The organism is Pseudomonas sp. HP_08, from assembly GCF_055284095.1.
This window is the reverse complement of record NZ_JBTOQC010000054.1, coordinates 246,081-267,216: the sequence shown is the minus strand read 5'-3', so window position 1 is coordinate 267,216 and position 21,136 is coordinate 246,081. Positions and strand designations below refer to the sequence as shown.

Below are 21,136 nucleotides of genomic sequence, written 5' to 3'. Positions count from 1 at the left end.
CTCAGGGTTCAGGCGGCCTTTTTCGTTTGCGTCAGGCGCGGCCAGGCGGCAACCAGGGTCAGCAGCAACAGCAGCACGATTGCCGGGGCAAAGGCGCCGGCGTCCAGGCGTTGCAACAGCACGCCGCCCAGCAGTCCGCCGCCGGCAATGGCCATGTTCCAGACGGTGACCAGCATCGACTGGGCCACATCCGCCGCCTCGCCTGCGCGCTTGGCCAGGGCGGTCTGAAACAGTGTGGCCGCGCCACCGAAGGCCAGCCCCCAGAGTGCCACCGCCAGATAGATGACCCACGGCGTCTGGCCGGCCAGCGCCAGCAGCACAGCCGACACACCGAACAGGCCGATGCTGGTCAGGGTCAGCGCCTGCAAATACCGATCGATCAGCGCGCCGACGATCCAGATACCCGGCAACGCCATCACGCCAAATACCAGCAGCACCCGGTCGGTGTACGCGCCCATATCGGCACTGGCCAGAAACGGCGCGATGTAGGTGTAGAGAATGTTGTGCGCCAGCACATAGCCCAGCACCACGCAAAGCACCGGCCGCACGCCCGGTAATTTGAACACCTGCCGCAGCGACAGGCGTGCGCCGCCGGGCTTGCCGGCAAAATCCGCAAGCTTGAAGCGTATCCACACCATCAGCAGCAGCGCCAGAGCGCTCATCAGCCCGAAACACAGGCGCCACCCGAGCAGATTGCCCAGCCAGGTGCCGGCCGGCACACCGAGTGACAACGCCAGCGGCGTGCCGACCATGGCAATCGCAATCGCCCGGCCCTGTTGCTGCGGCGCGACAAGGCGCGCGGCATAGCCGGCCAACAGTGCCCAGAGCAGCCCGGCCGAGACCCCGGCCAGCAAGCGCGCCACCAGGGTCAGCGCGTAGCTGTCGGACAATGTGGTCACGGTGTTGGCGATGGCAAAGCCAAAAATCGCCGCCAGCAGCAACGGACGGCGGCGCAAGCCCTGGGTGATGGCGATCAAGGGAATGGCGGCGATCAGCGAGCCCAGCGCGTAGACACTGACCAGTTGCCCGGCCAGCGCCTCGGACACGCCTAAACCTGCGCTGATCTGCGGCAACAGGCCGGCCGGCAAGGCTTCGGTCAGGATCGTGACGAAGCCGGCCAGGGCCAGCGCCAGCAAGGAAGCCAGCGGCAGCCGAGCGCTAGCGCTGGAATCGTTATCGAGTGAAGTGCTAAGCGGAGAAGGCATCGTGAGGACCTGTCACAAGGGCATGAATATCAGGCGCTCACCTTAGGCAGGTGGATCTTTGTGGACAATATTGCGGATGTTCTTAACATATCGGACAAATTCTCCTGAATGGGCTGTCTATGGAATCGCTGAGCGGCATCGCCTTTTTCGTCGAGGCGGCGCAAACCCGCAGTTTTTCCGAGGCCGGTCGCAACCTCGGCGTGTCCGCTTCAGCGGTCGGCAAGAGCGTGGCGCGACTTGAACAGCGGCTGGGTGTGCGCCTGCTGCACCGCAGCACGCGCAGCATCACGGTCACCAGTGAAGGCGCGTTGTTTCTGGAACGTTGCCGGCGGGTCTTGAGCGAACTGGAGGCGGCGGAACTGGAGTTGTCGCAGACGCGCCAGGCACCGCAAGGCCGGTTGCGTGTCAGCCTGCCCCTAGTGGAGCGCTTGGTGATGCCCGCCCTCACCGGCTTCATGCACCGCTATCCGGCCATCGAGCTGGACCTGGATTTCAGCGACCGCCTGGTCGAGGTCATCGAGGAAGGCTTCGATGTGGTGGTGCGCACCGGCGAGCCGCAGGACTCGCGGTTGATGTCGCGGGTACTGGGCAATTTTCAGATGCGCCTGGTCGCCACGCCCGCTTATCTGGCCCGCCACGGCACACCGCGCACGCCTGCCGACCTGGCGCGGCATGCCTGCTTGCGGCACAAGTTTCCTAGCACCGGCAAGCTTGAAACCTGGCCGTTCTTGCAGGCGACCGACGAGGCAGAACCGTGGGTGCCGGCCGCCGTGGTGTGCAACACCATCGAGGCGCTGCTGAGTGTGGTGCTGGATGACCTGGGCATCGCCTGCCTGCCGGACTTTCTGGTCGCTGAGCCTGTCGAGCAAGGGCGGCTGGTGAGCGTGCTGGACGGGGCCTTGCAGTTTCAAGGCACCTTTCGCTTGCTCTGGCCGTCGAGCAAGCACCTGTCGCCCAAGCTGCGGGTGTTTATCGACCATATGGTTGAAAGCCTGTTTCAGCCGGCTGCCACCCGTAAACAAGCAGAAATCGTCACAAGCAATCCATAACGATAGTCACTATCAATAAAGTCGATGATTGATTCGCGCGTGACGATGGTACGGTGCGCCTCGATGAATAACGGCCCGGTTGCCCGCTCCGGCGGCCGGGTGCTCCCTTCATCATTCCTTTGGTTAGATCTGTTTGGCCACCCCACATCAAGTGCGGTGGCCTTTTTTTGCGCCGCACAACAGGGCTTTCATATTACTTTTTGATTTGATGCGCGAATTTTATATTCTTTCGCCCGCGCCCTGCCCTCACGCTACGCTAGCGCTCCTGACCGCCGCCTGTGGACCTCCACGCCTTGCGGCTTTGCATCTTCTCCGGAGTTTCCGCCACTGACATGAGCCAGCGCGGTGTCCATTGCGCATCGATCCGCCATGTCTATCACTTCGCCGCCCGGGCAACATGCCTGGACCCGCCTGCTGTTCGAACGCGAATTCGCCTGGCTGCGCAACCATCTGCAACGCCGCACCCAGAACCGTCACGATGCCGAGGATTTTGCGGCCGAGACCTTTCTGCGGGTCTTGCGCCTGGACACCGGCGAGAGCATTCGCGAACCCCGTGCGTTGCTGACCACCATTGCCCGGCGGGTGATGTATGAAAGCTGGCGCCGCGCGGATCTTGAGCGCGCTTACCGCGACAGCCTGGCCAGCCTGCCCGAGGACCTGCAACCCTCGCTTGAAGATCAGTATCTGGCGAGTGAGTCGCTGCAACTGCTCGACCGCTTGCTCGACGGTTTGCCGGGCAAGGTCAAGGCGGCGTTTATTAATCATCATTTCGGCGGCCTGACGTATCGGCAGATTGCCCGGGAGTTGGGGGTCAGTGCGCCGCGTGTGCATCAATACATGGCGCAGGCGTATCGCTGCTGCCTGCAAGCGTTCATGCCGTCATGAACACGCACGATCCACTGGAACAGGCCGCCGGCTGGCTGGCGCTGATGAGCTCCGGCGAGGCCACGGCGCAACAGCATCAGGACTACGAGCGCTGGTGCCGGCAGTACCCGCGTGAAGCGGCTGCGATCAGCCAGCTCAGCGGCCAGTTGCGCGGTTTGCAGGACCAGGGCGTGGGCGGCTTGTCGAGCCGCCAGCTGGTCGGTGTGGTCAATACGCCGACGACCCGGCGCCGGGTATTGCGCGCCGCCGGTGGCGGTCTGGGCCTGGGCTTGCTGGCGATGCTGGCCGGCCCCGGCGCCTTGCGCGCCTTGCAGCCGGGCCAGCACTGGAGCACCGCCACCGGCGAGCGCCGGCAACTGATGCTCAGCGACGGCAGCCAGTTGACCCTCGATGCGTGCAGCACGGTGCGCGCCCCGCAGGCACGTTGCCTGGCACTGGAACAAGGCCAGATCAGCCTGCGCATTGCACAGGGCGCGGCCTTTCGGATCGACACTGCGCAAGGTTCGTTACTCAGCCCTCAGGCGCGGCTGGTGCTGCGCCGCGAGGCACATATCAGCCGCGTGTCGGTGCTTGAAGGCAGCGCCCGGCTGTTCAGCAATGGCCAGGAACATCGACTCGATGCCGGGCAGCGGGCGCGTTTCGATCGCAGCGGCTTGATCGCTGTCGAGGCGGGCGCCAATGCCGACGATGCCTGGACGCGCGGACTGTTGCGGGTCGAGAACCAGCCACTGAGCCAAGTGATTCGGGCCTTGCAGGACTATCGCCACGGCGTGATCCAGATCGATGCCAGCGTGGCCAATCGGCGGGTCAGCGGCGTTTATCCGCTGGACGATACCGACCGCAGCCTGGCCCTGCTCAGTGACAGCCTGGGTTTGCGCCTGCAGTTTTTCAGCCGTTACTGGGTGCGCGTCAACGCGGCATAAGCTTATGCACAAAGGATCTGAGCGGCGCACTTAACAAAAGCACCCGGCATTGCACACCAAGGTATAACCCTCAAAGGAATGCTTCGATGCCGTTTTCCCGCACCCTGCTCAGCCTGGCGATCGGCCTGGGCTTTGGCTTGCCCGCACTGGCGGCCGACCATGAGTTTCAGATCAGCTCAGGACCATTGGCCAATACCTTGCTGAGCATTTCCGAACAGAGCGGCGAGGCCATCTCGTTCAACCCTGAGCTGGTGGCCCCCTTGCAGGCGCCGGCAGTGCGCGGCCGTTTGAGCAACGAACAGGCGATTGCCGCCGCCCTGCAAGGCACCGACCTGGTGGCGCGTCCTGGCGAGCACGGCACGCTGGTGTCCCGCGCAGGCTCTGCGCCGGGCGCCTCGACCTCCGGCGCACCTGCGACCAGCGACTTGCCACCGGCGCCAGCACTGGCGGTGGTCACCGTGACCTCGGAGCACCGCAGCGAAGACCTGCAACGCACGCCGCTGGCGATTTCAGCCTTCGACACCCAGCGCCTGGAGCAGACCCAGGTCAAAAGCGTGCGTGATCTTGCCGGCCAGGTGCCGAACCTGAGCCTTGGGCGCAATTCCATCGGCCACAGCACCCAGACCTACTCGATTCGCGGCATCGGCGAGTCGGACCCGATTCAGGAAGCCGCCGTCGCGGTGTATGCCGACGACCTGTACATTCCGCGCGCGATCGGTTCGATGGTCGATTTCAGCGATGTCGAACGGGTCGAAGTGCTGCGCGGCCCGCAAGGCACGCTGTACGGGCGCAACAGCAGCGCCGGGGCGATCCGCATCCTGACCCGCGACCCGAATCAGGAAACCCGTGCGCTCTATGAGCTGGAGGTGGGCAACTACAGCGCGCGTAATGCGCGGCTGACGGTGTCCGGGCCGTTGGTCGACGACACCCTGTTTGCCAGCTTTTCGGCCATCGACCTGCAACGCGACGGCACGGTGCGCAACAAGACCCTGAACCGCGATGGCAACGATATCGACAGTCAGGCCTATCGCGGCAAGCTGCGCTGGGCACCGAGCGACTCGCCGTGGGATGTGCAACTGACCCTGTCCGGCAGCTTCGACCATGGCGAGAGCGCCAGCTACACGCCGTTCGACAGCAACGGCCATTACGACAAGTTCACCACGCGCCTGAGCTGGGTGCCGCATAACCGCCTGGATCAGGGCAGCTCGGTGCTGCGCGCGATCTATGCCATCAACGATAACCTGAGCATCAAGTCGATCAGTGCCTGGTCGGCGTTCAATCAGCGGGTCAACTCGGAAAACTCAGGGGCCGCCGAGTTTATCCAGCGCTCGTACATCCTCTATAAACAGAACTACGCGACCCAGGAGTTCCAGCTCAACGGCGATTACGACCGCTTCAATTTCACCACCGGGCTGTTCCTGTTTCATGAGCGTTTCAGGGCCGAGCGCGACAGCCTGACCAACAACATTGCCCAGAACCGTATCGTCGGCAACGGCCTGTACAGCACCACCCGCACCGACAGCGCGGCGATCTACGGCCAGGGCAATTACCACCTGACCGACAAGCTGAGCCTGACTGCCGGCCTGCGCTTTACCCATGAGCGCAAGGACTTCACCTTCTCCAACTACGACATCACCACTGACCAGCAGCGCAACGGCTTGCGCTTCAGTGCCGACGAGAACGAAACCTGGAATTCGTGGACGCCGAAAGTGGGCCTGGAATACGCCTGGTCCGACACATTGCTGCAATACGCCTCGGTGTCGCAGGGCTTCAAGGCCGGTGGCTTCGATAACCGCGCCACCGCAGCGGCATCGGCCGAAACGGCGTTCGACCCGGAAACCGTCACCACGTGGGAAACGGGCCTCAAAGGTGAATTCTTCAATGGCCGGCTGCGCAGCAACGTGGCGCTGTTCTACAACGACTACAAAGACCTGCAAGCCACCGCCTACGCGCCGTCGATCGGCAACTTTTATGCGCGCATCAACGCTGGCGGCGCCCACACCTACGGCGTCGAACTGGAAAACCAGTGGGCTGCCACCGATGCCCTGCAACTGACGCTTAACGTCGGTTACCTGGAGGCCTATTACGAGCGCTTCGCCAATGCCGGCGGGCCGGGCATCGATGCCGACGACAACCGCATGCCGCTGTCGCCACGCTGGAGTGCGTCCACCGCCGCCAGCTATCGCTTGTCGCTGGACCTGCCGGGCGACCTGACCGCCAACACCGACCTGCAATACCAGGCGCGCTCGACCGCCAACCCGCTCAACCAGCCGATCTACGACCTGCCCGAACAATGGTTCTGGAACGCCAACCTGCGCTATGTCACCGGCGACGGCCACTGGAGCGCGGGCGTTGCGGTGAAGAACATTCTCAACCGCGCTTACCCGCAATCAGTGATCTATTCAGCCGCCAGCGGCGCACGCGCTTATGGTCTGAACGACCCGCGCACCGTGCTGTTTTCGCTGAGCTACGAGCTATGAAGGGCTTTTTGTCACTGGTGCAGCACTGGCGCAGCTCTGTAGGAGCGCGCTTGCCGGAATGCCGGACCACCGCGACCGAGTGCGCCAGCGCTCGCAAAATCGCGGAAACGCTGAAAAGGTACGACTCGCAGCTTTGCGAAATGCCGAGAAATTACGACTGCTGGCGCAGCCGGTCGCGGGCAAGCGCGCTCCTACAATGCGGTGGTTTTTATAATTATATGAATCAGACAGTCCGGTTGTTTTTGATGACAGGTCTTTTGCTCGGGGTTGCTCAGGCACAGGCGGCCGATGAGTCGCTGGCCGATCTGCCCGCGCGGGTCGAGTTGCTGAGCATCGACAGCCTGACCTTGAGCGATGCGCAGTTTCTCACCGGCGACGTCAAGGCCACGCCGGTGCGGCTCGGTGCCGAATTGCGCCTGCCGCAAGGCGTACAGAAGCCACCGGTGGTGATCATGCTGCATGGCTCCAGCGGCCTGGGTGCGGGCAGCGAATACTGGGCGCGCTTGCTCAATCGCAACGGCCTGGCAACGCTGACCCTGGACAGCTTCAGCGGTCGCGGGCTGGTTAATGTGTCGAAAGACCAGGCCAGCCTCGGCCGCTTGAACATGGTGCTCGACAGCTATCGGGCGCGCCAGGCGCTGGCTGCGCATCCACTGGTCGATGGCCAGCGGGTAGCGTTGCTGGGTTTCTCACGCGGCGGGCAGTCGGCGCTGTACGCCAGCGTGCTGCGCTTTCAGAAACTGTGGGGCGGCGAGAACGCCTTCAAGGGTTTCTTCGCGTTCTACCCCGATTGCGCCACGCGCTATCTGGACGACAGCCAGACCCAGGCCGTGCCGATCCGGCTGTTTCATGGCCTGGCCGATGACTACAACGGTTTCGAGCGTTGCGCCGAGTATGTGCAGCGCCTGCAACAGGCCGGTCAAGCGGTGAAGCTTTACCCGTATGCCGACAGTCACCACGGCTTCGACTATCCGCTGCCGTTCGCCACGCGGGTGTCACAAGGCGCGCAAAGTGTGCGCAATTGCCGGATCGAGGAACAACGTCCCGGCGAGTTGATCAACCGCCAGACCGGCAAGGCGTTCAGCTTTCAGGACAGCTGTGTGAACACCGCACCGCACGTGGGCGCCAATTTGCCGGCCGGCCAGCAGGCGCGGGCCGATGCGCTGGCTGAGTTGTGTCAGGTGCTGGGCTGCCGCGCACTTTAAGGAAAGCCTCAGAGCTCCAGATGATCGACCACCCGCCGCCGCTCGTTGTCGTTGCGCATGTCGTAGCTGGCGGTGGTCGCGATGTGGGTGTGGTGCGCCAGTTTCTGGGCGATGGACAGGTCGAATTCCTCGATAACGCGGGTGATGAACGACCGGCGAAAATCGTGGGGCATGATGTCCACGCCCACCTGGCGACCGCGCTGGCGGGCGATGAAATAGATGGCGTGCTTGGTGATGCGCTCGCGGGTGATGTGGCTGCCGCGACGGATGCGGTTGAACAGAAAGGTGTCGTCCGGTTGCCCGGCCGGCAGGTCGTCGCGGCGCAGTTGCAGCCAGGTTTGTAACGCCTCGAAGGCCCAGGCCGGGGCGTATTTGATCAGTTGCTTGTTGCCCTTGCCTTGGACGCACAGGCAACGCTGCTCGAAATCGACCTGGGCCAGATCGATGTTGACCGACTCGGACTTGCGCATGCCGGAGCCGTACAGAATCGCGATGATCGCCGCATCGCGCCGGCCTTGCGGGCGCGGGTCGGCGGCGCAGACGTCCATCAGTTCACGGATCAGGCTGCGGCGGATATTGCGCCCGCGACTGAGCCGCGAACCGGCCATGGGCTTGACCGAGCGGATTCTGAGCAACTGGTCATGGCTGATCAGGTTCTGCCGCCAGGCTTCGTTCATCACCCCGCGAATGGCGTTGACATACAGCGAGGTGGTGTTGGGCGCGTAATCGTCGTCGCGCAGGGTCGCCACCAGCGCGGTGATGTGCCCCGGTTGCAAGGTGTGCCACGGCACATCGGCGATGTCCACATCGACCAGCCCCAGGCGGTCGGCAGCATCCTGCAGCACATAGCGCATGGTCTGCCGGCTTGAAGGCGCCAGGCGGTCCATGTACAGGCGCAGCGGATTGCTGACATCCGGCAAGGTGATCGGGGTGGAACGCGGTTGCTCTGGCACGGGTGAAGCCTTTTCTTTTACAGCTTGGGATTGAGTGTGGCGGCCTAGCGGTTGACGTCGACTATTATGCGCCCGCGAATCTCACCGGCGATCAGCCTGGGCGATTGTTCGATGGCTTCGCTCAGGCCGATTTCGTGGCTGATCAACGCCAGCGATGCCAGATCCAGGTCAGTGGCCAGTCGTGACCAGGCTTCGATGCGGTCTGCAAACGGGCGGTTGACACTGTCGATGCCGGCCAGGGTCACGCCGCGCAGGATAAACGGCGCCACGCTGGCCGGAAAATCCATGCCTTGGGCCAGACCGCAGGCAGCAACGATGCCGCGATAGCGCGTGGCGGCGCAGGCATTGGCCAGGGTGTGGCTGCCCACCGAGTCGACCACCGCCGCCCAGCGTTCCTTGAGCAATGGCCGGCCCGGCTGGTTAAGTTCATTACGGTCGATAATGGCGCTGGCGCCCAGTTGCTTGAGGTAGTCGCTTTCTTGCGGACGGCCGGTGGAGGCCACCACCTGATAACCCAGGCGCGCCAGCAAAGCCACGGCAAAACTGCCCACGCCGCCATTGGCGCCGGTGACCAGCACCTCGCCGTCCTCAGGTTTGACGCCGTGCTTTTGTAGGGCAATAACACTGAGCATCGCGGTGTAGCCCGCTGTGCCGATAGCCATCGCCTGTGCCGGGCTGAACGCCGGTGGCAAGGGAATCAGCCACTCGCCCTTCAGACGCGCACGCTGCGCCAGCCCGCCCCAATGGCTTTCACCGACGCCCCAGCCATTGAGCAGCACGTGGTCGCCGGCCTTGTAGCGCGGGTGATCACTGCTTTCGACCGTGCCGGCCAGATCGACGCCGGGCACCATCGGAAAGCGCTTGATGATCGGGCTGCTGCCGGTGATGGCCAGCGCGTCCTTGTAGTTGAGGGTGCTGTGCGACACGCGCACGGTCACATCGCCGTCTGGCAGGGCGTTTTCGTCAAGGTCGCTGAGGCTGACCTGATAGCCCGCCTCGCTCTTGTCGATCAGAATGCCTTTGAATGTGCTGCTGGACATGTCGCCTCCTTTTGGACCGATCGTCTTTTAACCGAATCTATTGCGGCAGGCCGCGCAGGAACCCGGCAATAAAAGTGTTCAAGGGTGCATCGCCCTGTACCAGCCGTGCGCGCAGAACGGCGCCTTCCCAGCCGATCCAGAAAAACGCGGCCAGCTCATTGCAATCGGCACTGCGGCCCAGTTCACCCACTACTTGGGCGCTGCGCAGGCAGGCCGCCAGACGCGCCTGCCAGTCGAGCTGGATCTGCTCAAGGCGCGGACGAAAGCCTTCAGGCAACACGCTGATTTCCTGGCCCAGATTGCCAACCATGCAGCCACGGCGGTAATCGTGCCGAGCCATGCCGGTCTTGGCCGCCTGCACGAAACTGACCAGACGCTCCAGCGGCGACATGGCCTCGTTCAGCAAATGGCGGTCCAGCAGATCGGCGAAATACTCGGCGTAGCGGTCCAGTACTTCGCGGGCAAAGATTTCCTTGCTGGGGAAGTAGTTGTAGAAGGAGCCCTTGGGGATGGCGACCTGCTTGAGCAGGAAATCCAGGCCCGTGGCCGTGAAGCCTTGCTCGGTGAGGACTTCAAGGCCACGACGGATCAACACCTCACGGGTTTCGAGGTTGTCGCGGTCGAGCTTGGGCGGACGGCCTGGGCGGCGGGGTCTGGCGATAGATTCGTTCATGAGGAGAGATATTAGACCGAACGTTTTAATTGTCAATTGCGTTGTGTCGGATGGACCAATAGTGGCGGAGCAGGCAGCGCAAGCACCTTCCCGCGCGTCACTTAACGCTATATATTCCGCTACATAGCGTTAAGCCTTCAGTTATTCAAACAACAACCCTATCGTCTGCCGGAGCCGTTTCATGCGTGCGTTCCCTCTGCGTTTTGCGTTTAAATCCCTTGTCGTCAGCGCCGCCGTATGGGGTGTGATGCCGGCTTACGCCGATGAAGTCCAGGTGGCGGTAGCGGCCAACTTCACCGCCCCGATCCAGGCCATTGCCAAGGATTTCGAGAAAGACACCGGTCACAAACTGGTCGCGGCCTTTGGCTCGACGGGCCAGTTCTATACCCAGATCAAGAACGGTGCGCCGTTCGAGGTGTTCCTGGCCGCCGACGACACCACACCCGCCAAGCTTGAGCAGGAAGGCGATACCGTCAAGGGCTCGCGCTTCACGTACGCCGTCGGCACCCTGGCGCTGTGGTCGGCCAAGGAAGGTTATGTCGATGCCAAGGGCGATATTCTCAAGGCCAACACCTGGCAGCACCTGTCCATCGCCAACCCGAAAACCGCACCTTATGGCCTTGCCGCCACCCAGGTGCTGGAAAAACTGGGCCTGACCGAGTCGACCAAGCCGAAGATCGTTGAAGGTCAGAACATCACCCAGGCTTATCAGTTCGTTTCCACCGGCAATGCCGAGATCGGTTTTGTCGCCCTGTCGCAGATCTACAAGGACGGCAAGATCAGCAGCGGTTCGGCCTGGCAAGTACCGGCCGCATTGCATGACCCGATCAAGCAGGACGCGGTGATTCTCAACAAGGGCAAGGACAATGCCGCTGCCAAGGCGCTGCTCGACTACCTCAAGGGCCCGAAAGCCGCTGCCGTGATCAAGTCCTTCGGCTACGAGCTGTAAATGCCGCTGGACAGCAGCGACCTGGCGGCGATCTGGCTGACCTTCAAGCTGGCGTCACTGACCACGCTGATTCTGCTGGTGATCGGCACGCCGATCGCGATGTGGCTGACCCATACCCGATCGTGGCTCAAGGGCCCGATCGGTGCGGTGGTGGCATTGCCGCTGGTGTTGCCGCCCACGGTGATCGGCTTTTACCTGCTGCTGTTGCTCGGGCCCCATGGCTATGTCGGTCAATTGACCCAAAGCCTGGGGCTGGGCACCCTGACCTTCAGCTTTGCCGGGCTGCTGGTCGGCTCCGTGGTTTATTCCCTGCCCTTTGTCGTGCAGCCGCTGCAAAACGCCTTCGCCGCCATGGGCACCCGCCCGCTTGAGGTCGCCGCCACCCTGCGCGCCGGGCCTTGGGATACGTTTTTCCATGTGGTACTGCCGCTCGCTCGACCTGGTTACCTGACGGGCGCGATTTTGGGATTTGCTCACACGGTTGGCGAATTCGGGGTGGTATTAATGATCGGCGGCAATATCCCCGACAAGACCCGCGTGGTGTCGGTGCAGATTTTCGATCACGTCGAATCCATGGCGTATGAGCAGGCCCACTGGCTGGCCGGGTTCATGCTGGTGTTTTCCTTCCTGGTGCTGTTGGCGCTGTATTCCAGCGGCAAGAACAAGACGGTCTGGAGCTGACTGATGACCGACCGCTTGCATATACGCTTGAAGCTGGCGTTCGCCGATTTCAGCGTGGACGTCAATCTGGACCTGCCCGGCCAGGGCGTGACCGCGCTGTTCGGCCACTCAGGTTCTGGCAAGACCACGTGCCTGCGCTGCGTGGCCGGGCTGGAAAAGGCGCCTGAGGCGTTTATCGAGGTGAACGGTGAGGTCTGGCAAGACACCCGGCACGGCATCTTCGTGCCCACGCACAAGCGCGCGCTGGGTTATGTCTTTCAGGAAGCGAGCCTGTTTGCCCACTTGAGTGTGATGGACAATCTGCAGTTCGGCCTGCGGCGTATTCCCGCCGCGCAGCAAGTGGTCAACATCGAGCACGCCATCGAACTGATGGGCATCGGCCATCTGCTGGACCGGCGCCCGGATAAACTGTCCGGCGGCGAACGCCAGCGCATCGGTATTGCCCGCGCCCTGCTCACCAGCCCGCGCCTGCTGCTGCTCGATGAGCCGCTGGCGGCGCTGGATGCCCGGCGCAAGGCAGAGATTCTGCCGTACCTGGAACGCCTGCACGCCGAGCTGCGCATTCCCATGCTCTATGTCAGCCATTCGCAGGATGAAGTGGCGCGGCTGGCCGATCATCTGGTGCTGCTGAGTGAAGGTCGCGCGATTGCCAGCGGTCCGTTGCAGGACACCCTCGCGCGCCTCGACCTGCCCACGGCCATGGAGGCTGATGCCGGCGTGGTGATAGAAGGCGTGGTGGCAGGTTTCGATGCGCATTACCACTTGCTGACGCTGAACCTGCCCGACAGTGAGCATCAGGTGCGCATCGCTCATGGTCCACAGGCGGCAGGCAGTCGCTTGCGTTTCAAGGTGCAGGCGCGGGATATCAGCCTGACCCTGCAACCCGACGGACACAGCAGCATTCTCAATCGCCTGCCGGTCACGGTGATCGACCAGATACCCGCCGAGCATCCAGCGCATGTGCTGGTCCGGCTTGATGCCAGCGGCACGCCGTTGCTGGCGCGCATCACCCGTTACTCCAGCGATCAGCTGCAGTTGCACCCCGGTCAGCTGCTCTGGGCACAGATCAAGAGCGTGGCCGTCCTGGCCTGATCGCACTCTGTGTCTGATACCGCATGCCTCGTGCTACACGACGAGGCGGAGGCTCATGCAACGCTTCATCGGATCGACCGCTCCATTCGAGCCACACGCACCGGGCACAGGCGCCACCGTGTTGTAATGCCATGAATACGCCTTTATGGAACTACAGCCTGTGAAAAGCTCGATCATGCTCAGCACACCAATGGCCAACGCGATCCTCATCGGCAAGAAAACCGTGACACGCTGCATCATCAGCGCTCGCTCCCCTCCCCACTGCCCTTATGGCCCGCCCGGAAAACATCTGTGGCTCAAGGAGGACTTCTACGCTTATGGGTATTGGGCGCCGAAGTACAGCATCAGCAGAAAACGCGACCTCTGGCACTTCATCGACATGACCCTGCAATCAGGCCAGTCCTACCAGTTTTCACAGCCCGGGCTTTACGCCAAGACACCGCGCAACAACACGACCCCTCTCTGGTGGCACCGACCAGGCCGCTACATGCCCAGGCAGGCTTCACGCATTGAACTGGAAGTGACGAATGTCAGCATTGAGCACCTGAACGACATTACCGATGAGCAGGCCGGCGCCGAAGGGTTTTACCCCATACAGAATTGCATCCACATCTATTTTGCCAACCACCTGCCCTCTCCACACTCCGGCCTGAGCGCAACGGCGGTGATCGCCTTTGCGACTTACTGGCAGAGCCTGCATAAAAGTGGCACGTGGAATGAGAACCCTTGGGTGTGGGTGATCAGTTTTCGCAGCGTCTAGTAGCCGCTACCTGAATCGCAGGCAAAGAAAAGCCCGCGATGGGGGAGCGGGCTGAAGGTAACACACTTGGATGAGGCCTAGATTAGGTCACAGCATGTGAAAGCCCTGTGAAGGGAATGTCACTTTTTCGCTGATTTCCAAAATAGCTCAACGCAGAATACTGGCTGGCTTGATCACAGACCACACACTGCAGAAACGATAAAGGGCTTGTGCGCTAATGCTTCACAAGCCCTTTATCCAAAGATGGTGCCCCGAGCCGGGGTCGAACCGGCACGTCCAGAGGACGAGGGATTTTAAGTCCCTTGCGTCTACCAATTTCGCCATCGGGGCATATAAACGAGAGCAAGAATATATACATCCAGACCTCGCGAAGCAAGCGCGGATGACTCTTAGGTGGCACAAGATGTTGCATTTAACGAAATTTAAAAATCCCTGATAAATCATTGAGCTATACAGATTGCTGGGCAATGGCTAATGAAAAACAGAATCAGTAGATTATATTTGATTAAAAATAAAAAACCCCGCAGACGTTAATCTGCGGGGTCTTTATATAGTGGAGGCCGAGGTCGGAATCGAACCGGCGTAAGCGGATTTGCAATCCGCGGCATAACCATTTTGCTACTCGGCCTCAAACGCTCAATGTCAATAAAGCCAACATCAAACGCATCGTAAACTGGAGCGGGAAACGAGACTCGAACTCGCGACCCCGACCTTGGCAAGGTCGTGCTCTACCAACTGAGCTATTCCCGCGTCGTCTTGATGTGCGCCATTCTATACACTCAAAACTTTTCGTCAACACCTTGATTCTAAAAAAGTTATTTTTTTTCTACAGTGGTTTTCAGATGCGGCCAGGCAGCCTTCAGGTATTGCATCATCGACCACAGGGTCAGACCGGCTGCGATCAGCAGCAACGCATAGCCCACAAAGACCCAGAAGGTCAGTGCCGGCGGGTTGGCCAACAGGATGACCAGCGCGAGCATTTGCGCCGCTGTTTTCCATTTGCCCATGCTGGAAACTGCCACTTGGGCGCGGGCGCCGATTTCAGCCATCCATTCACGCAAGGCCGAAATAACGATCTCTCGACCGATGATTACGGCGGCCGACAAGGTGAGCAACAGGTGGGCGTGGGTTTGCACCAGCAGTACCAGCGCCACGGCCACCATCAGTTTGTCTGCCACCGGGTCGAGGAAGGCGCCGAACGGCGTGCTTTGCTCAAGGCGGCGCGCCAGGTACCCGTCCAGCCAGTCAGTGGCCGCCGCAAAGGCGAATACCAGACTGGCGGCCATGTAACTCCAGTGATAAGGCATATAGAACAGCAGAATGAAGATCGGTATCAGTAGAACGCGCAGTACGGTGATCAGATTAGGGATATTCATCGGCACAACTGGCTACAAGGTGAGCGGGCATTCTACTCGCTATGCAGGTTGGCATAAATCGACTCTGCGAGCTTTTTGCTGATACCGGGCGCCTTGGCGATTTCTTCGATGCTGGCGCGGGACAACTCTTGCAGGCCGCCGAAATGCTTGAGCAGGTCGCGGCGCCGGGTCGGGCCCACGCCAGCCACGCCTTCAAGGGTCGAAGTACGCCGCGTCTTGCCGCGTCGGGCGCGGTGGCCGGTGATTGCAAAACGGTGGGCTTCGTCGCGAATCTGCTGAATCAAATGCAGGGCCGGCGAGTCGCCGCGCAAGGTGAACTCATGCGCCGCATCATTGAGGTACAGCGTCTCGAAGCCGGCCTTGCGCGTCACGCCCTTGGCCACGCCCAGCAGAATCAGGTCTGGAACCGCCAGTGCATCAAGCACCTCGCGCGCCATGTTCAACTGCCCCTTGCCGCCGTCGACCAGTAGAATATCGGGCAGCTTGCTTTCGCCGTCCTTGATCTTGCTGAACCGGCGGGTCAGGGCTTGATGCATAGCCGCATAGTCGTCGCCAGCCGTCACGCCCTCAATGTTGTAACGGCGATAGTCGGACTTGATCGGCCCCTCGGGACCAAACACCACGCAGGAAGCCACAGTGGCCTCACCGCTGGAGTGACTGATGTCATAGCATTCGAGGCGCTGGGGCGGCGCATCCAGGTCCAGCGCCTGAGCCAGGGCTTCAAAGCGTGAAGCCACATGCAGGCGGTTGGCCAGACGGGCCATCAGCGCCTGTTCGGCATTGGTCACGGCCAGTTGCTGCCAGCGTGCACGCGTACCACGTACACGGTGACTGATCGTCAGCTCACGCCCGCGCGATTCTTGAACGGCATCGATCAAGGTCGGGAAATCTTCATGCACCACGTTGACGATTATTTCGGCCGGCAACTCACGGTCAACGCCGCCCAGGAAGTATTGGGCCAGGAATGCCGACATGACCTCCCCGACCTCTTCTTCTATGCCCACTTGAGGGAAGAAGTTCTTGCTGCCCAGCACACGCCCGCCCCGGACACTGATCAGGTGCACGCAGGCACCGCCCGGGTTGACGAACGCGGCGACCACATCCACATCCCCTGTGCCGCCGTCCATGCTCTGCTGGTCCTGGACACGGCGCAGCAAGGACACCTGATCGCGCAACTCGGCCGCCCGCTCGAAATCCAGTTTCATGGCCGCCTGCTCCATGGCGCTGTTCAGTTCATCGCTCAAGGCATTGCTGCGCCCTTCGAGAAACATCACCGAATGGCGCACATCTTCGGCATACACTTCAGGTTCTACGAGCCCGACGCAAGGCGCCTTGCAGCGCTTGATCTGGTATTGCAGGCACGGCCGGGTACGGTTGCGGTAGTAGCTGTCTTCGCACTGGCGCACCTGAAAGGTTTTTTGCAGCAGGCCGAGGCTTTCACGAATCGCCCCGGCACTCGGGTACGGACCGAAGTACCGCCCTTTGCCCTTTTTGGCTCCCCGATGAATGCTCAGGCGCGCGAACGCACCGTCCGACAGATAAACATAGGGGTAGGACTTATCATCACGCAGCAGGATGTTGTAGGGCGGACGGCTCTCCTTGATGAGCGTCTGCTCCAGCAACAAGGCCTCAGTTTCGTTGGCCGTGATGGTGGTTTCGATCTGCGCGATTCGCGCCACCAAAGCACCGGTCTTGGGAGCATGGCCAGTCTTGCGGAAATAGCTGGCCAAGCGATTCTTGAGGTTCTTGGCCTTGCCGACATAGAGCAACTGCCCCTGCACATCGAACATCCGGTAGACACCGGGACGGCCGCTGCAGGTGGAAAGGAAAGCACTGTGATCAAACAATTGGGTCATATTCAGGTTCAGGCGCTGGCATCGACCATACCGTGACGCACTGCAAGCAAGGCCAGTTCTACATCACTGCTGATCGAAAGCTTTTCAAAGATACGATAACGGTACGTGTTCACCGTTTTTGGCGACAGACACAGTTTGTCGGAGATGGTCTGGACTTTCTGGCAGCCGACGATCATCAGGGCAATCTGGATCTCGCGTTCGGACAGCAGATCGAAGGGCGAGTTGCTTTGTTCCGGCTGAAATGACTTGAGCGCCAGTTGCTGGGCAATCTGCGGGCTCAAGTAACGCTGGCCGGCAAACACCAGGCGAATGGCCTGGACCATTTCGGTCAGCCCTGCCCCCTTGGTCATGTAACCGGCGGCCCCGGCCTGAAGCAAACGGGTCGGGAACGGATCTTCCTCACAGGCGGTCACGGCCACCACCTTCATCTCCGGATGGCTGCGCAACAGCTTTCGCGTTGCTTCAAGACCGCCGATGCCCGGCATCTTGACGTCCATGAGCACAACGTCCGGTTTGAGATCGCGCGCCTTCTTCAGCGACTCTTCACCCGAGTCTGCCTGCCCGACGACCTGCAGGCCATCGATGTCAGCGAGCATACGGGTTATGCCTGTGCGCACGAGATCATGGTCATCGACAACTAGCACCTTAATCAAGGATATACCTCGCGAAACAGTCATAGCGATGCCAGCCACCCTGGCAAAAACGATGAGTCAGACCTGAAAGGGCACCAACAGGTTGATGCAGGGCGGTGCGGCAAGGACAGCCACCAGCGAAACGGCATAACAGAATCGCACGACCCGCCACGGGTCCGACTCACCCTCGACAGGTGGATAGCGTTAGCAACAAGCTATCACTCATGCGGCCTGATACCAGAGAAAAATATGCGATGACCTGCAAAATGCGCCCAATGGGCAGATTCGTCATCAGCCCTCGTCGAGAGCATCAAGTGGAGGTTTTTCGAGCAACGACTGGTCGAGCGAAGGTTTGATGAGCACTTGAGAGGTAGACAGCTCAGCCATGGTTGTAGTCAAACGTCGAATTGCATCCTGATCCTCCTTATGCAAGGTTCTGTAGCTACCCAGTACCTTCTCCTCAGCGACACTGAGATTATCGAGCGGTATGGGCGTAGGTCTTCCGGTCAGCACATAGAGAACATCGACACCTTTGGCCGCAACGGCTGCCAGGTAGTCGGCCTTGGGCGCACGATCACCGCTTTCGTATTTGCCTTGAGCATTGGCTTCCACGCCACCGATTTCGCCGAAGGCTCGCTGGGACAACCCCAGTCGCTCGCGCTCTTTCCTTAGTCGGTACCCTATTCCACTCATTTGAATGCACAACCCTATTGACCCCATTCTTACGAATGGTAATATCCTGACGAAATTAAACTGACTTGAACGGTTTTGAACTATGCCCGGAATCCGTACTCCTGCACAAGCCAAGGCCTGGCTCGATCAACAGGGTAAATCTGTTCAGCAATTCGCTCGGGAAAACAATGTTGACCCGGCAACGACCTATCAGGTGTTGGCTGGCCGCAAGAAAGGACGCCGCGGAGAAGCGCATAAAGTCGCGGTTTTGCTGGGGATCAAAGTGGGTACCATCCCGAGCCAGGAAAGCGCGCCAGAACCGGATAGTGAAGAGTAATGCTTTATTTTTTGTAGGTATCTGGAAAACCATACTACTTTCAGTGTCACGATCCGATCGTTCAAAACGGCTTTTCTGACAAACCGTATCGGCACCTGATGAAACTCTGGCACGCCCAATATCCCTTGGACACCAAACGAAGGCCCTTGGCATTCAATTATCGTGATTGAATTCTTCAATTGCTGTGCGCATCGGGCTCGAGTAAGCTCGGCTGCATTCACGGAGACCTTTTCGATGCAGTGTTCCATTACTACTTTGGCTCAAACCCCTGCCGGCAGCGCTTGCCCGGGCATGGTCGTTGCCGGTAGCAATGTCGCGCTGTCTGTCTGTGCACTGGTCAACGTTTATTATGGGTATTGGTTTAGCCACTGGCGCGCCTGATACCCCACATCGGCGCCCTACTCTACGGGACGCCAACCAGAGAATTCTCAACCCCCGGTCGGCTCCCCGACCGGGGGTTTTGTTTTTCCGGCACCTGATAACTCCAAACACATTTTTTCGAGGACACACCCCATGACTTACTTCACTTATTACCGCAACGACTACGGCTTTACCTGGCGATTTAGCAACCTCCGTTCGGGACAACCTGCCGCCTCCGTTCGGTCACTGCCTGGTGGCATCGCGCTCAATACAACCGATACGACCCTTTGTCGAACACCTTTATAGAGGCGCAAGCGGGCGTGACCCGCCGCCCAGGAAGCCAGCACATGAATTCGTCCGTTGCGATCAAAAGCCCTGAAATTTCGTCCGCCACTGCCACACGCCTGGACAGCAACCCGTTCCCCCTTCGCTTGCCCAGTACGCTGGAGCTCAAGCATCGCTTGCCCCTGACGCCCTCTCTGACCGATCAGGTCGCCGCCCACCGTCGCGCCGTGCGCGCCATTCTCGACGGCAGCGACTCGCGCCTGTTGATGATTGTCGGCCCCTGCTCGCTGCATGATCCAAAATCGGCCCTCGAATACGCCGAACGCCTTGCCCGTCTCGCAGGTGAAGTCAGCGACCAGATGCTGCTGGTCATGCGCGCCTATGTCGAAAAACCCCGCACTACCGTCGGCTGGAAAGGCCTGGCCTATGATCCGCACCTCGATGGCAGCGATGACATGGCCACAGGCCTTGCCCTGTCACGGCGGTTGATGCGCGACATGCTGGAGATGGGCTTGCCGGTGGCCACTGAACTGCTGCAGCCGATGGCCGCCGGTTACTTTGACGATGTGCTCAGCTGGGTCGCCATCGGCGCACGCACCACCGAATCGCAGATTCACCGGGAAATGGCCAGCGGCCTGGGCATGCCGGTCGGCTTCAAGAACGGTACCGACGGTGGCGTGGCGGTGGCCTGTGATGCGATCCGCTCCGCAGCCCACCCGCATCGCCATTTCGGTGTCGACCGCCAGGGTCACCCGGCGATCATCGAGACCCAGGGCAACCCGGACAGCCATATCGTATTGCGCGGTGGTCATCAGGGCCCGAACTACGCTGCCGAGCATGTTGCCAAGGTACGTACGGCACTGGACAAACAGGGCATCGCCCCACGGATCATGGTCGATTGCAGCCACGCCAATAGCGGCAAGGACCCATCGCGGCAGCCTCAGGTATTGCGCGATGTACTGGAACAACGCCTGCAGGGTAACGATTCGTTGATCGGCATGATGCTCGAAAGCCATCTGTTCGACGGCAGTCAGGCGCTGGGGCCAAACCTTGAATACGGGGTATCGGTGACCGATGGTTGCCTGGGCTGGTCGTCGACCGAGCAACTGCTGCTTGAGGCCGTGGATCGCCTGCGCTACCGCTGAGGCCATGGGAACTTTCAGGGGAAAAGCAGGCCACAATCGGGTAGCCTGTATTTTTTTCCAAGAGGAGTATTGTTCCAATGGCTAAAGCCACTGCCCGTCACATCCTGGTTGCCAGCGAAGACAAGTGCAACGAACTCAAGGCCCAGATCGAAGGCGGCGCTGATTTTGCCGAAATCGCCAAGGCCAATTCGAGCTGCCCGTCCAGCCGTCAAGGCGGCGACCTGGGTTCGTTCGGTCCAGGCCAGATGGTCAAGGAATTCGACACCGTGGTGTTCAGCGCCCCGGTCAATGTCGTGCAAGGCCCGGTCAAGACCCAGTTCGGTTATCACCTGCTGGAAGTGACCAGCCGTCAGGACTGATCCTGTCGCGCCGATGACACCGCAGCCCACCTTTATGGTGGGCTGTTTCGTTTCAGACTCTGCACGTAAAGTGGCTGCGCTCGGTCATGCTGCGTTAAAAACCGGCTCAGAATGCTCATTGACAACCCGTCAACTCCGCTTCTTCGCCGATTTTTGCCTTGCCTGACCTTCGCTCGCCGACTTTTCGTACAGAGCCTGGCGTGTAGGAATATGTACCGT

At 60.8% G+C, this 21,136-nt stretch carries 20 protein-coding genes and 3 tRNA genes; 12 read left to right on the top strand and 11 right to left on the bottom strand.

Annotation, left to right across the window (positions count from 1 at the left end; genetic code table 11):
- Positions 1 to 8: 8 nt before the first annotated feature.
- Complete coding sequence (locus ACYAS9_RS31640) at positions 9 to 1,205, bottom strand: MFS transporter (RefSeq protein ID WP_463572443.1); 1,197 nt, start codon at positions 1,203 to 1,205, stop codon at positions 9 to 11.
- 119 nt (positions 1,206 to 1,324) lie between these two features.
- Here ACYAS9_RS31640 and ACYAS9_RS31635 point away from each other — a divergent pair, with 119 nt between their 5' ends.
- From ACYAS9_RS31635 to ACYAS9_RS31615, 5 genes are all read left to right on the top strand, one after another.
- The gene (locus ACYAS9_RS31635; protein WP_463572442.1) at positions 1,325 to 2,254 is read left to right on the top strand and encodes a LysR family transcriptional regulator; all 930 of its coding nucleotides are present in this window, start codon (positions 1,325 to 1,327) and stop codon (positions 2,252 to 2,254) included.
- Between the two features lie 369 nt (positions 2,255 to 2,623).
- Positions 2,624 to 3,139: a sigma-70 family RNA polymerase sigma factor gene (locus ACYAS9_RS31630; RefSeq protein WP_463572441.1), complete on the top strand. Its 516-nt coding sequence runs from the start codon at positions 2,624 to 2,626 to the stop codon at positions 3,137 to 3,139.
- A complete protein-coding gene (locus ACYAS9_RS31625) occupies positions 3,136 to 4,062 on the top strand; it encodes a FecR family protein (protein ID WP_463572440.1) in 927 nt (308 codons plus the stop codon). Before ACYAS9_RS31630 ends, ACYAS9_RS31625 begins: the two co-directional genes overlap by 4 nt.
- Positions 4,063 to 4,148: 86 nt before the next feature.
- Positions 4,149 to 6,542, top strand: coding sequence for a TonB-dependent receptor (locus ACYAS9_RS31620; RefSeq protein WP_463572439.1), 2,394 nt, complete (start codon positions 4,149 to 4,151; stop codon positions 6,540 to 6,542).
- A 245-nt stretch (positions 6,543 to 6,787) separates the two neighbouring features.
- Positions 6,788 to 7,747, top strand: a complete 960-nt coding sequence (locus ACYAS9_RS31615) for a dienelactone hydrolase family protein (protein WP_463572438.1) — start codon at positions 6,788 to 6,790, stop codon at positions 7,745 to 7,747.
- A gap of 8 nt (positions 7,748 to 7,755) precedes the next feature.
- Here ACYAS9_RS31615 and ACYAS9_RS31610 read toward each other — a convergent pair whose 3' ends face one another.
- The 3 genes from ACYAS9_RS31610 to acuR form a co-directional block, all read right to left on the bottom strand.
- Positions 7,756 to 8,634, bottom strand: a complete 879-nt coding sequence (locus ACYAS9_RS31610; protein ID WP_463572464.1) for a site-specific integrase — start codon at positions 8,632 to 8,634, stop codon at positions 7,756 to 7,758.
- 110 nt (positions 8,635 to 8,744) lie between these two features.
- On the bottom strand, positions 8,745 to 9,740 hold the full coding sequence (gene acuI, locus ACYAS9_RS31605; RefSeq protein WP_463572437.1) for an acrylyl-CoA reductase (NADPH): 996 nt from the start codon (positions 9,738 to 9,740) through the stop codon (positions 8,745 to 8,747).
- 37 nt (positions 9,741 to 9,777) lie between these two features.
- Complete coding sequence (gene acuR / locus ACYAS9_RS31600) at positions 9,778 to 10,413, bottom strand: acrylate utilization transcriptional regulator AcuR (RefSeq protein ID WP_463572436.1); 636 nt, start codon at positions 10,411 to 10,413, stop codon at positions 9,778 to 9,780.
- A 247-nt stretch (positions 10,414 to 10,660) separates the two neighbouring features.
- Here acuR and modA point away from each other — a divergent pair, with 247 nt between their 5' ends.
- The 4 genes from modA to ACYAS9_RS31580 all read left to right on the top strand — a co-directional run bounded on the left by modA (position 10,661) and on the right by ACYAS9_RS31580 (position 13,895).
- Positions 10,661 to 11,362 (top strand): molybdate ABC transporter substrate-binding protein, encoded by a 702-nt coding sequence (gene modA, locus ACYAS9_RS31595; RefSeq protein WP_463572463.1) that lies wholly within the window; start codon positions 10,661 to 10,663, stop codon positions 11,360 to 11,362.
- Positions 11,363 to 12,043, top strand: a complete 681-nt coding sequence (gene modB, locus ACYAS9_RS31590; RefSeq protein WP_463572435.1) for a molybdate ABC transporter permease subunit — start codon at positions 11,363 to 11,365, stop codon at positions 12,041 to 12,043.
- Between the two features lie 3 nt (positions 12,044 to 12,046).
- Positions 12,047 to 13,135, top strand: coding sequence for a molybdenum ABC transporter ATP-binding protein (gene modC / locus ACYAS9_RS31585; protein WP_463572434.1), 1,089 nt, complete (start codon positions 12,047 to 12,049; stop codon positions 13,133 to 13,135).
- A gap of 160 nt (positions 13,136 to 13,295) precedes the next feature.
- Positions 13,296 to 13,895 carry an ASCH domain-containing protein gene (locus ACYAS9_RS31580; protein WP_463572433.1) on the top strand — a complete coding sequence of 200 codons (600 nt, stop codon included), beginning with the start codon at positions 13,296 to 13,298 and terminating at the stop codon, positions 13,893 to 13,895.
- Between the two features lie 244 nt (positions 13,896 to 14,139).
- Here the strand turns inward: ACYAS9_RS31580 and ACYAS9_RS31575 are convergent.
- The 7 genes from ACYAS9_RS31575 to ACYAS9_RS31545 all read right to left on the bottom strand — a co-directional run bounded on the left by ACYAS9_RS31575 (position 14,140) and on the right by ACYAS9_RS31545 (position 18,452).
- Positions 14,140 to 14,225, bottom strand: a tRNA-Leu gene (locus ACYAS9_RS31575).
- Between the two features lie 224 nt (positions 14,226 to 14,449).
- Positions 14,450 to 14,523, bottom strand: a tRNA-Cys gene (locus ACYAS9_RS31570).
- 46 nt (positions 14,524 to 14,569) lie between these two features.
- Positions 14,570 to 14,645, bottom strand: a tRNA-Gly gene (locus ACYAS9_RS31565).
- A 65-nt stretch (positions 14,646 to 14,710) separates the two neighbouring features.
- A complete protein-coding gene (gene pgsA / locus ACYAS9_RS31560) occupies positions 14,711 to 15,271 on the bottom strand; it encodes a CDP-diacylglycerol--glycerol-3-phosphate 3-phosphatidyltransferase (protein ID WP_463572432.1) in 561 nt (186 codons plus the stop codon).
- A gap of 32 nt (positions 15,272 to 15,303) precedes the next feature.
- Complete coding sequence (gene uvrC / locus ACYAS9_RS31555; protein ID WP_463572431.1) at positions 15,304 to 17,127, bottom strand: excinuclease ABC subunit UvrC; 1,824 nt, start codon at positions 17,125 to 17,127, stop codon at positions 15,304 to 15,306.
- Between the two features lie 8 nt (positions 17,128 to 17,135).
- Positions 17,136 to 17,780, bottom strand: coding sequence for a response regulator transcription factor GacA (gene gacA, locus ACYAS9_RS31550; protein WP_459745545.1), 645 nt, complete (start codon positions 17,778 to 17,780; stop codon positions 17,136 to 17,138).
- 270 nt (positions 17,781 to 18,050) lie between these two features.
- Complete coding sequence (locus ACYAS9_RS31545; RefSeq protein WP_463572430.1) at positions 18,051 to 18,452, bottom strand: helix-turn-helix domain-containing protein; 402 nt, start codon at positions 18,450 to 18,452, stop codon at positions 18,051 to 18,053.
- Between the two features lie 82 nt (positions 18,453 to 18,534).
- On the opposite strand from ACYAS9_RS31545, the gene ACYAS9_RS31540 reads away from it, so the two are divergent.
- The 3 genes from ACYAS9_RS31540 to ACYAS9_RS31530 all read left to right on the top strand — a co-directional run bounded on the left by ACYAS9_RS31540 (position 18,535) and on the right by ACYAS9_RS31530 (position 20,917).
- On the top strand, positions 18,535 to 18,768 hold the full coding sequence (locus ACYAS9_RS31540) for a DNA-binding protein (RefSeq protein WP_463572429.1): 234 nt from the start codon (positions 18,535 to 18,537) through the stop codon (positions 18,766 to 18,768).
- A gap of 707 nt (positions 18,769 to 19,475) precedes the next feature.
- A complete protein-coding gene (locus ACYAS9_RS31535) occupies positions 19,476 to 20,558 on the top strand; it encodes a 3-deoxy-7-phosphoheptulonate synthase (protein ID WP_463572428.1) in 1,083 nt (360 codons plus the stop codon).
- A gap of 77 nt (positions 20,559 to 20,635) precedes the next feature.
- Positions 20,636 to 20,917, top strand: a complete 282-nt coding sequence (locus tag ACYAS9_RS31530) for a peptidylprolyl isomerase (protein ID WP_459745539.1) — start codon at positions 20,636 to 20,638, stop codon at positions 20,915 to 20,917.
- Positions 20,918 to 21,136 lie beyond the last annotated feature (219 nt).

Coding starts and splice junctions, on each gene's coding strand:
- ACYAS9_RS31640 (WP_463572443.1), bottom strand. CDS start 1,205: ATGCCTTCTCCGCTTAGCACTTCACTCGATAACGATTCCAGCGCTAGC.
- ACYAS9_RS31635 (WP_463572442.1), top strand. CDS start 1,325: ATGGAATCGCTGAGCGGCATCGCCTTTTTCGTCGAGGCGGCGCAAACC.
- ACYAS9_RS31630 (WP_463572441.1), top strand. CDS start 2,624: ATGTCTATCACTTCGCCGCCCGGGCAACATGCCTGGACCCGCCTGCTG.
- ACYAS9_RS31625 (WP_463572440.1), top strand. CDS start 3,136: ATGAACACGCACGATCCACTGGAACAGGCCGCCGGCTGGCTGGCGCTG.
- ACYAS9_RS31620 (WP_463572439.1), top strand. CDS start 4,149: ATGCCGTTTTCCCGCACCCTGCTCAGCCTGGCGATCGGCCTGGGCTTT.
- ACYAS9_RS31615 (WP_463572438.1), top strand. CDS start 6,788: ATGACAGGTCTTTTGCTCGGGGTTGCTCAGGCACAGGCGGCCGATGAG.
- ACYAS9_RS31610 (WP_463572464.1), bottom strand. CDS start 8,634: ATGGACCGCCTGGCGCCTTCAAGCCGGCAGACCATGCGCTATGTGCTG.
- acuI (WP_463572437.1), bottom strand. CDS start 9,740: ATGTCCAGCAGCACATTCAAAGGCATTCTGATCGACAAGAGCGAGGCG.
- acuR (WP_463572436.1), bottom strand. CDS start 10,413: ATGAACGAATCTATCGCCAGACCCCGCCGCCCAGGCCGTCCGCCCAAG.
- modA (WP_463572463.1), top strand. CDS start 10,661: ATGCCGGCTTACGCCGATGAAGTCCAGGTGGCGGTAGCGGCCAACTTC.
- modB (WP_463572435.1), top strand. CDS start 11,363: ATGCCGCTGGACAGCAGCGACCTGGCGGCGATCTGGCTGACCTTCAAG.
- modC (WP_463572434.1), top strand. CDS start 12,047: ATGACCGACCGCTTGCATATACGCTTGAAGCTGGCGTTCGCCGATTTC.
- pgsA (WP_463572432.1), bottom strand. CDS start 15,271: ATGAATATCCCTAATCTGATCACCGTACTGCGCGTTCTACTGATACCG.
- uvrC (WP_463572431.1), bottom strand. CDS start 17,127: ATGACCCAATTGTTTGATCACAGTGCTTTCCTTTCCACCTGCAGCGGC.
- ACYAS9_RS31545 (WP_463572430.1), bottom strand. CDS start 18,452: ATGAGTGGAATAGGGTACCGACTAAGGAAAGAGCGCGAGCGACTGGGG.
- ACYAS9_RS31540 (WP_463572429.1), top strand. CDS start 18,535: ATGCCCGGAATCCGTACTCCTGCACAAGCCAAGGCCTGGCTCGATCAA.
- ACYAS9_RS31535 (WP_463572428.1), top strand. CDS start 19,476: ATGAATTCGTCCGTTGCGATCAAAAGCCCTGAAATTTCGTCCGCCACT.
- ACYAS9_RS31530 (WP_459745539.1), top strand. CDS start 20,636: ATGGCTAAAGCCACTGCCCGTCACATCCTGGTTGCCAGCGAAGACAAG.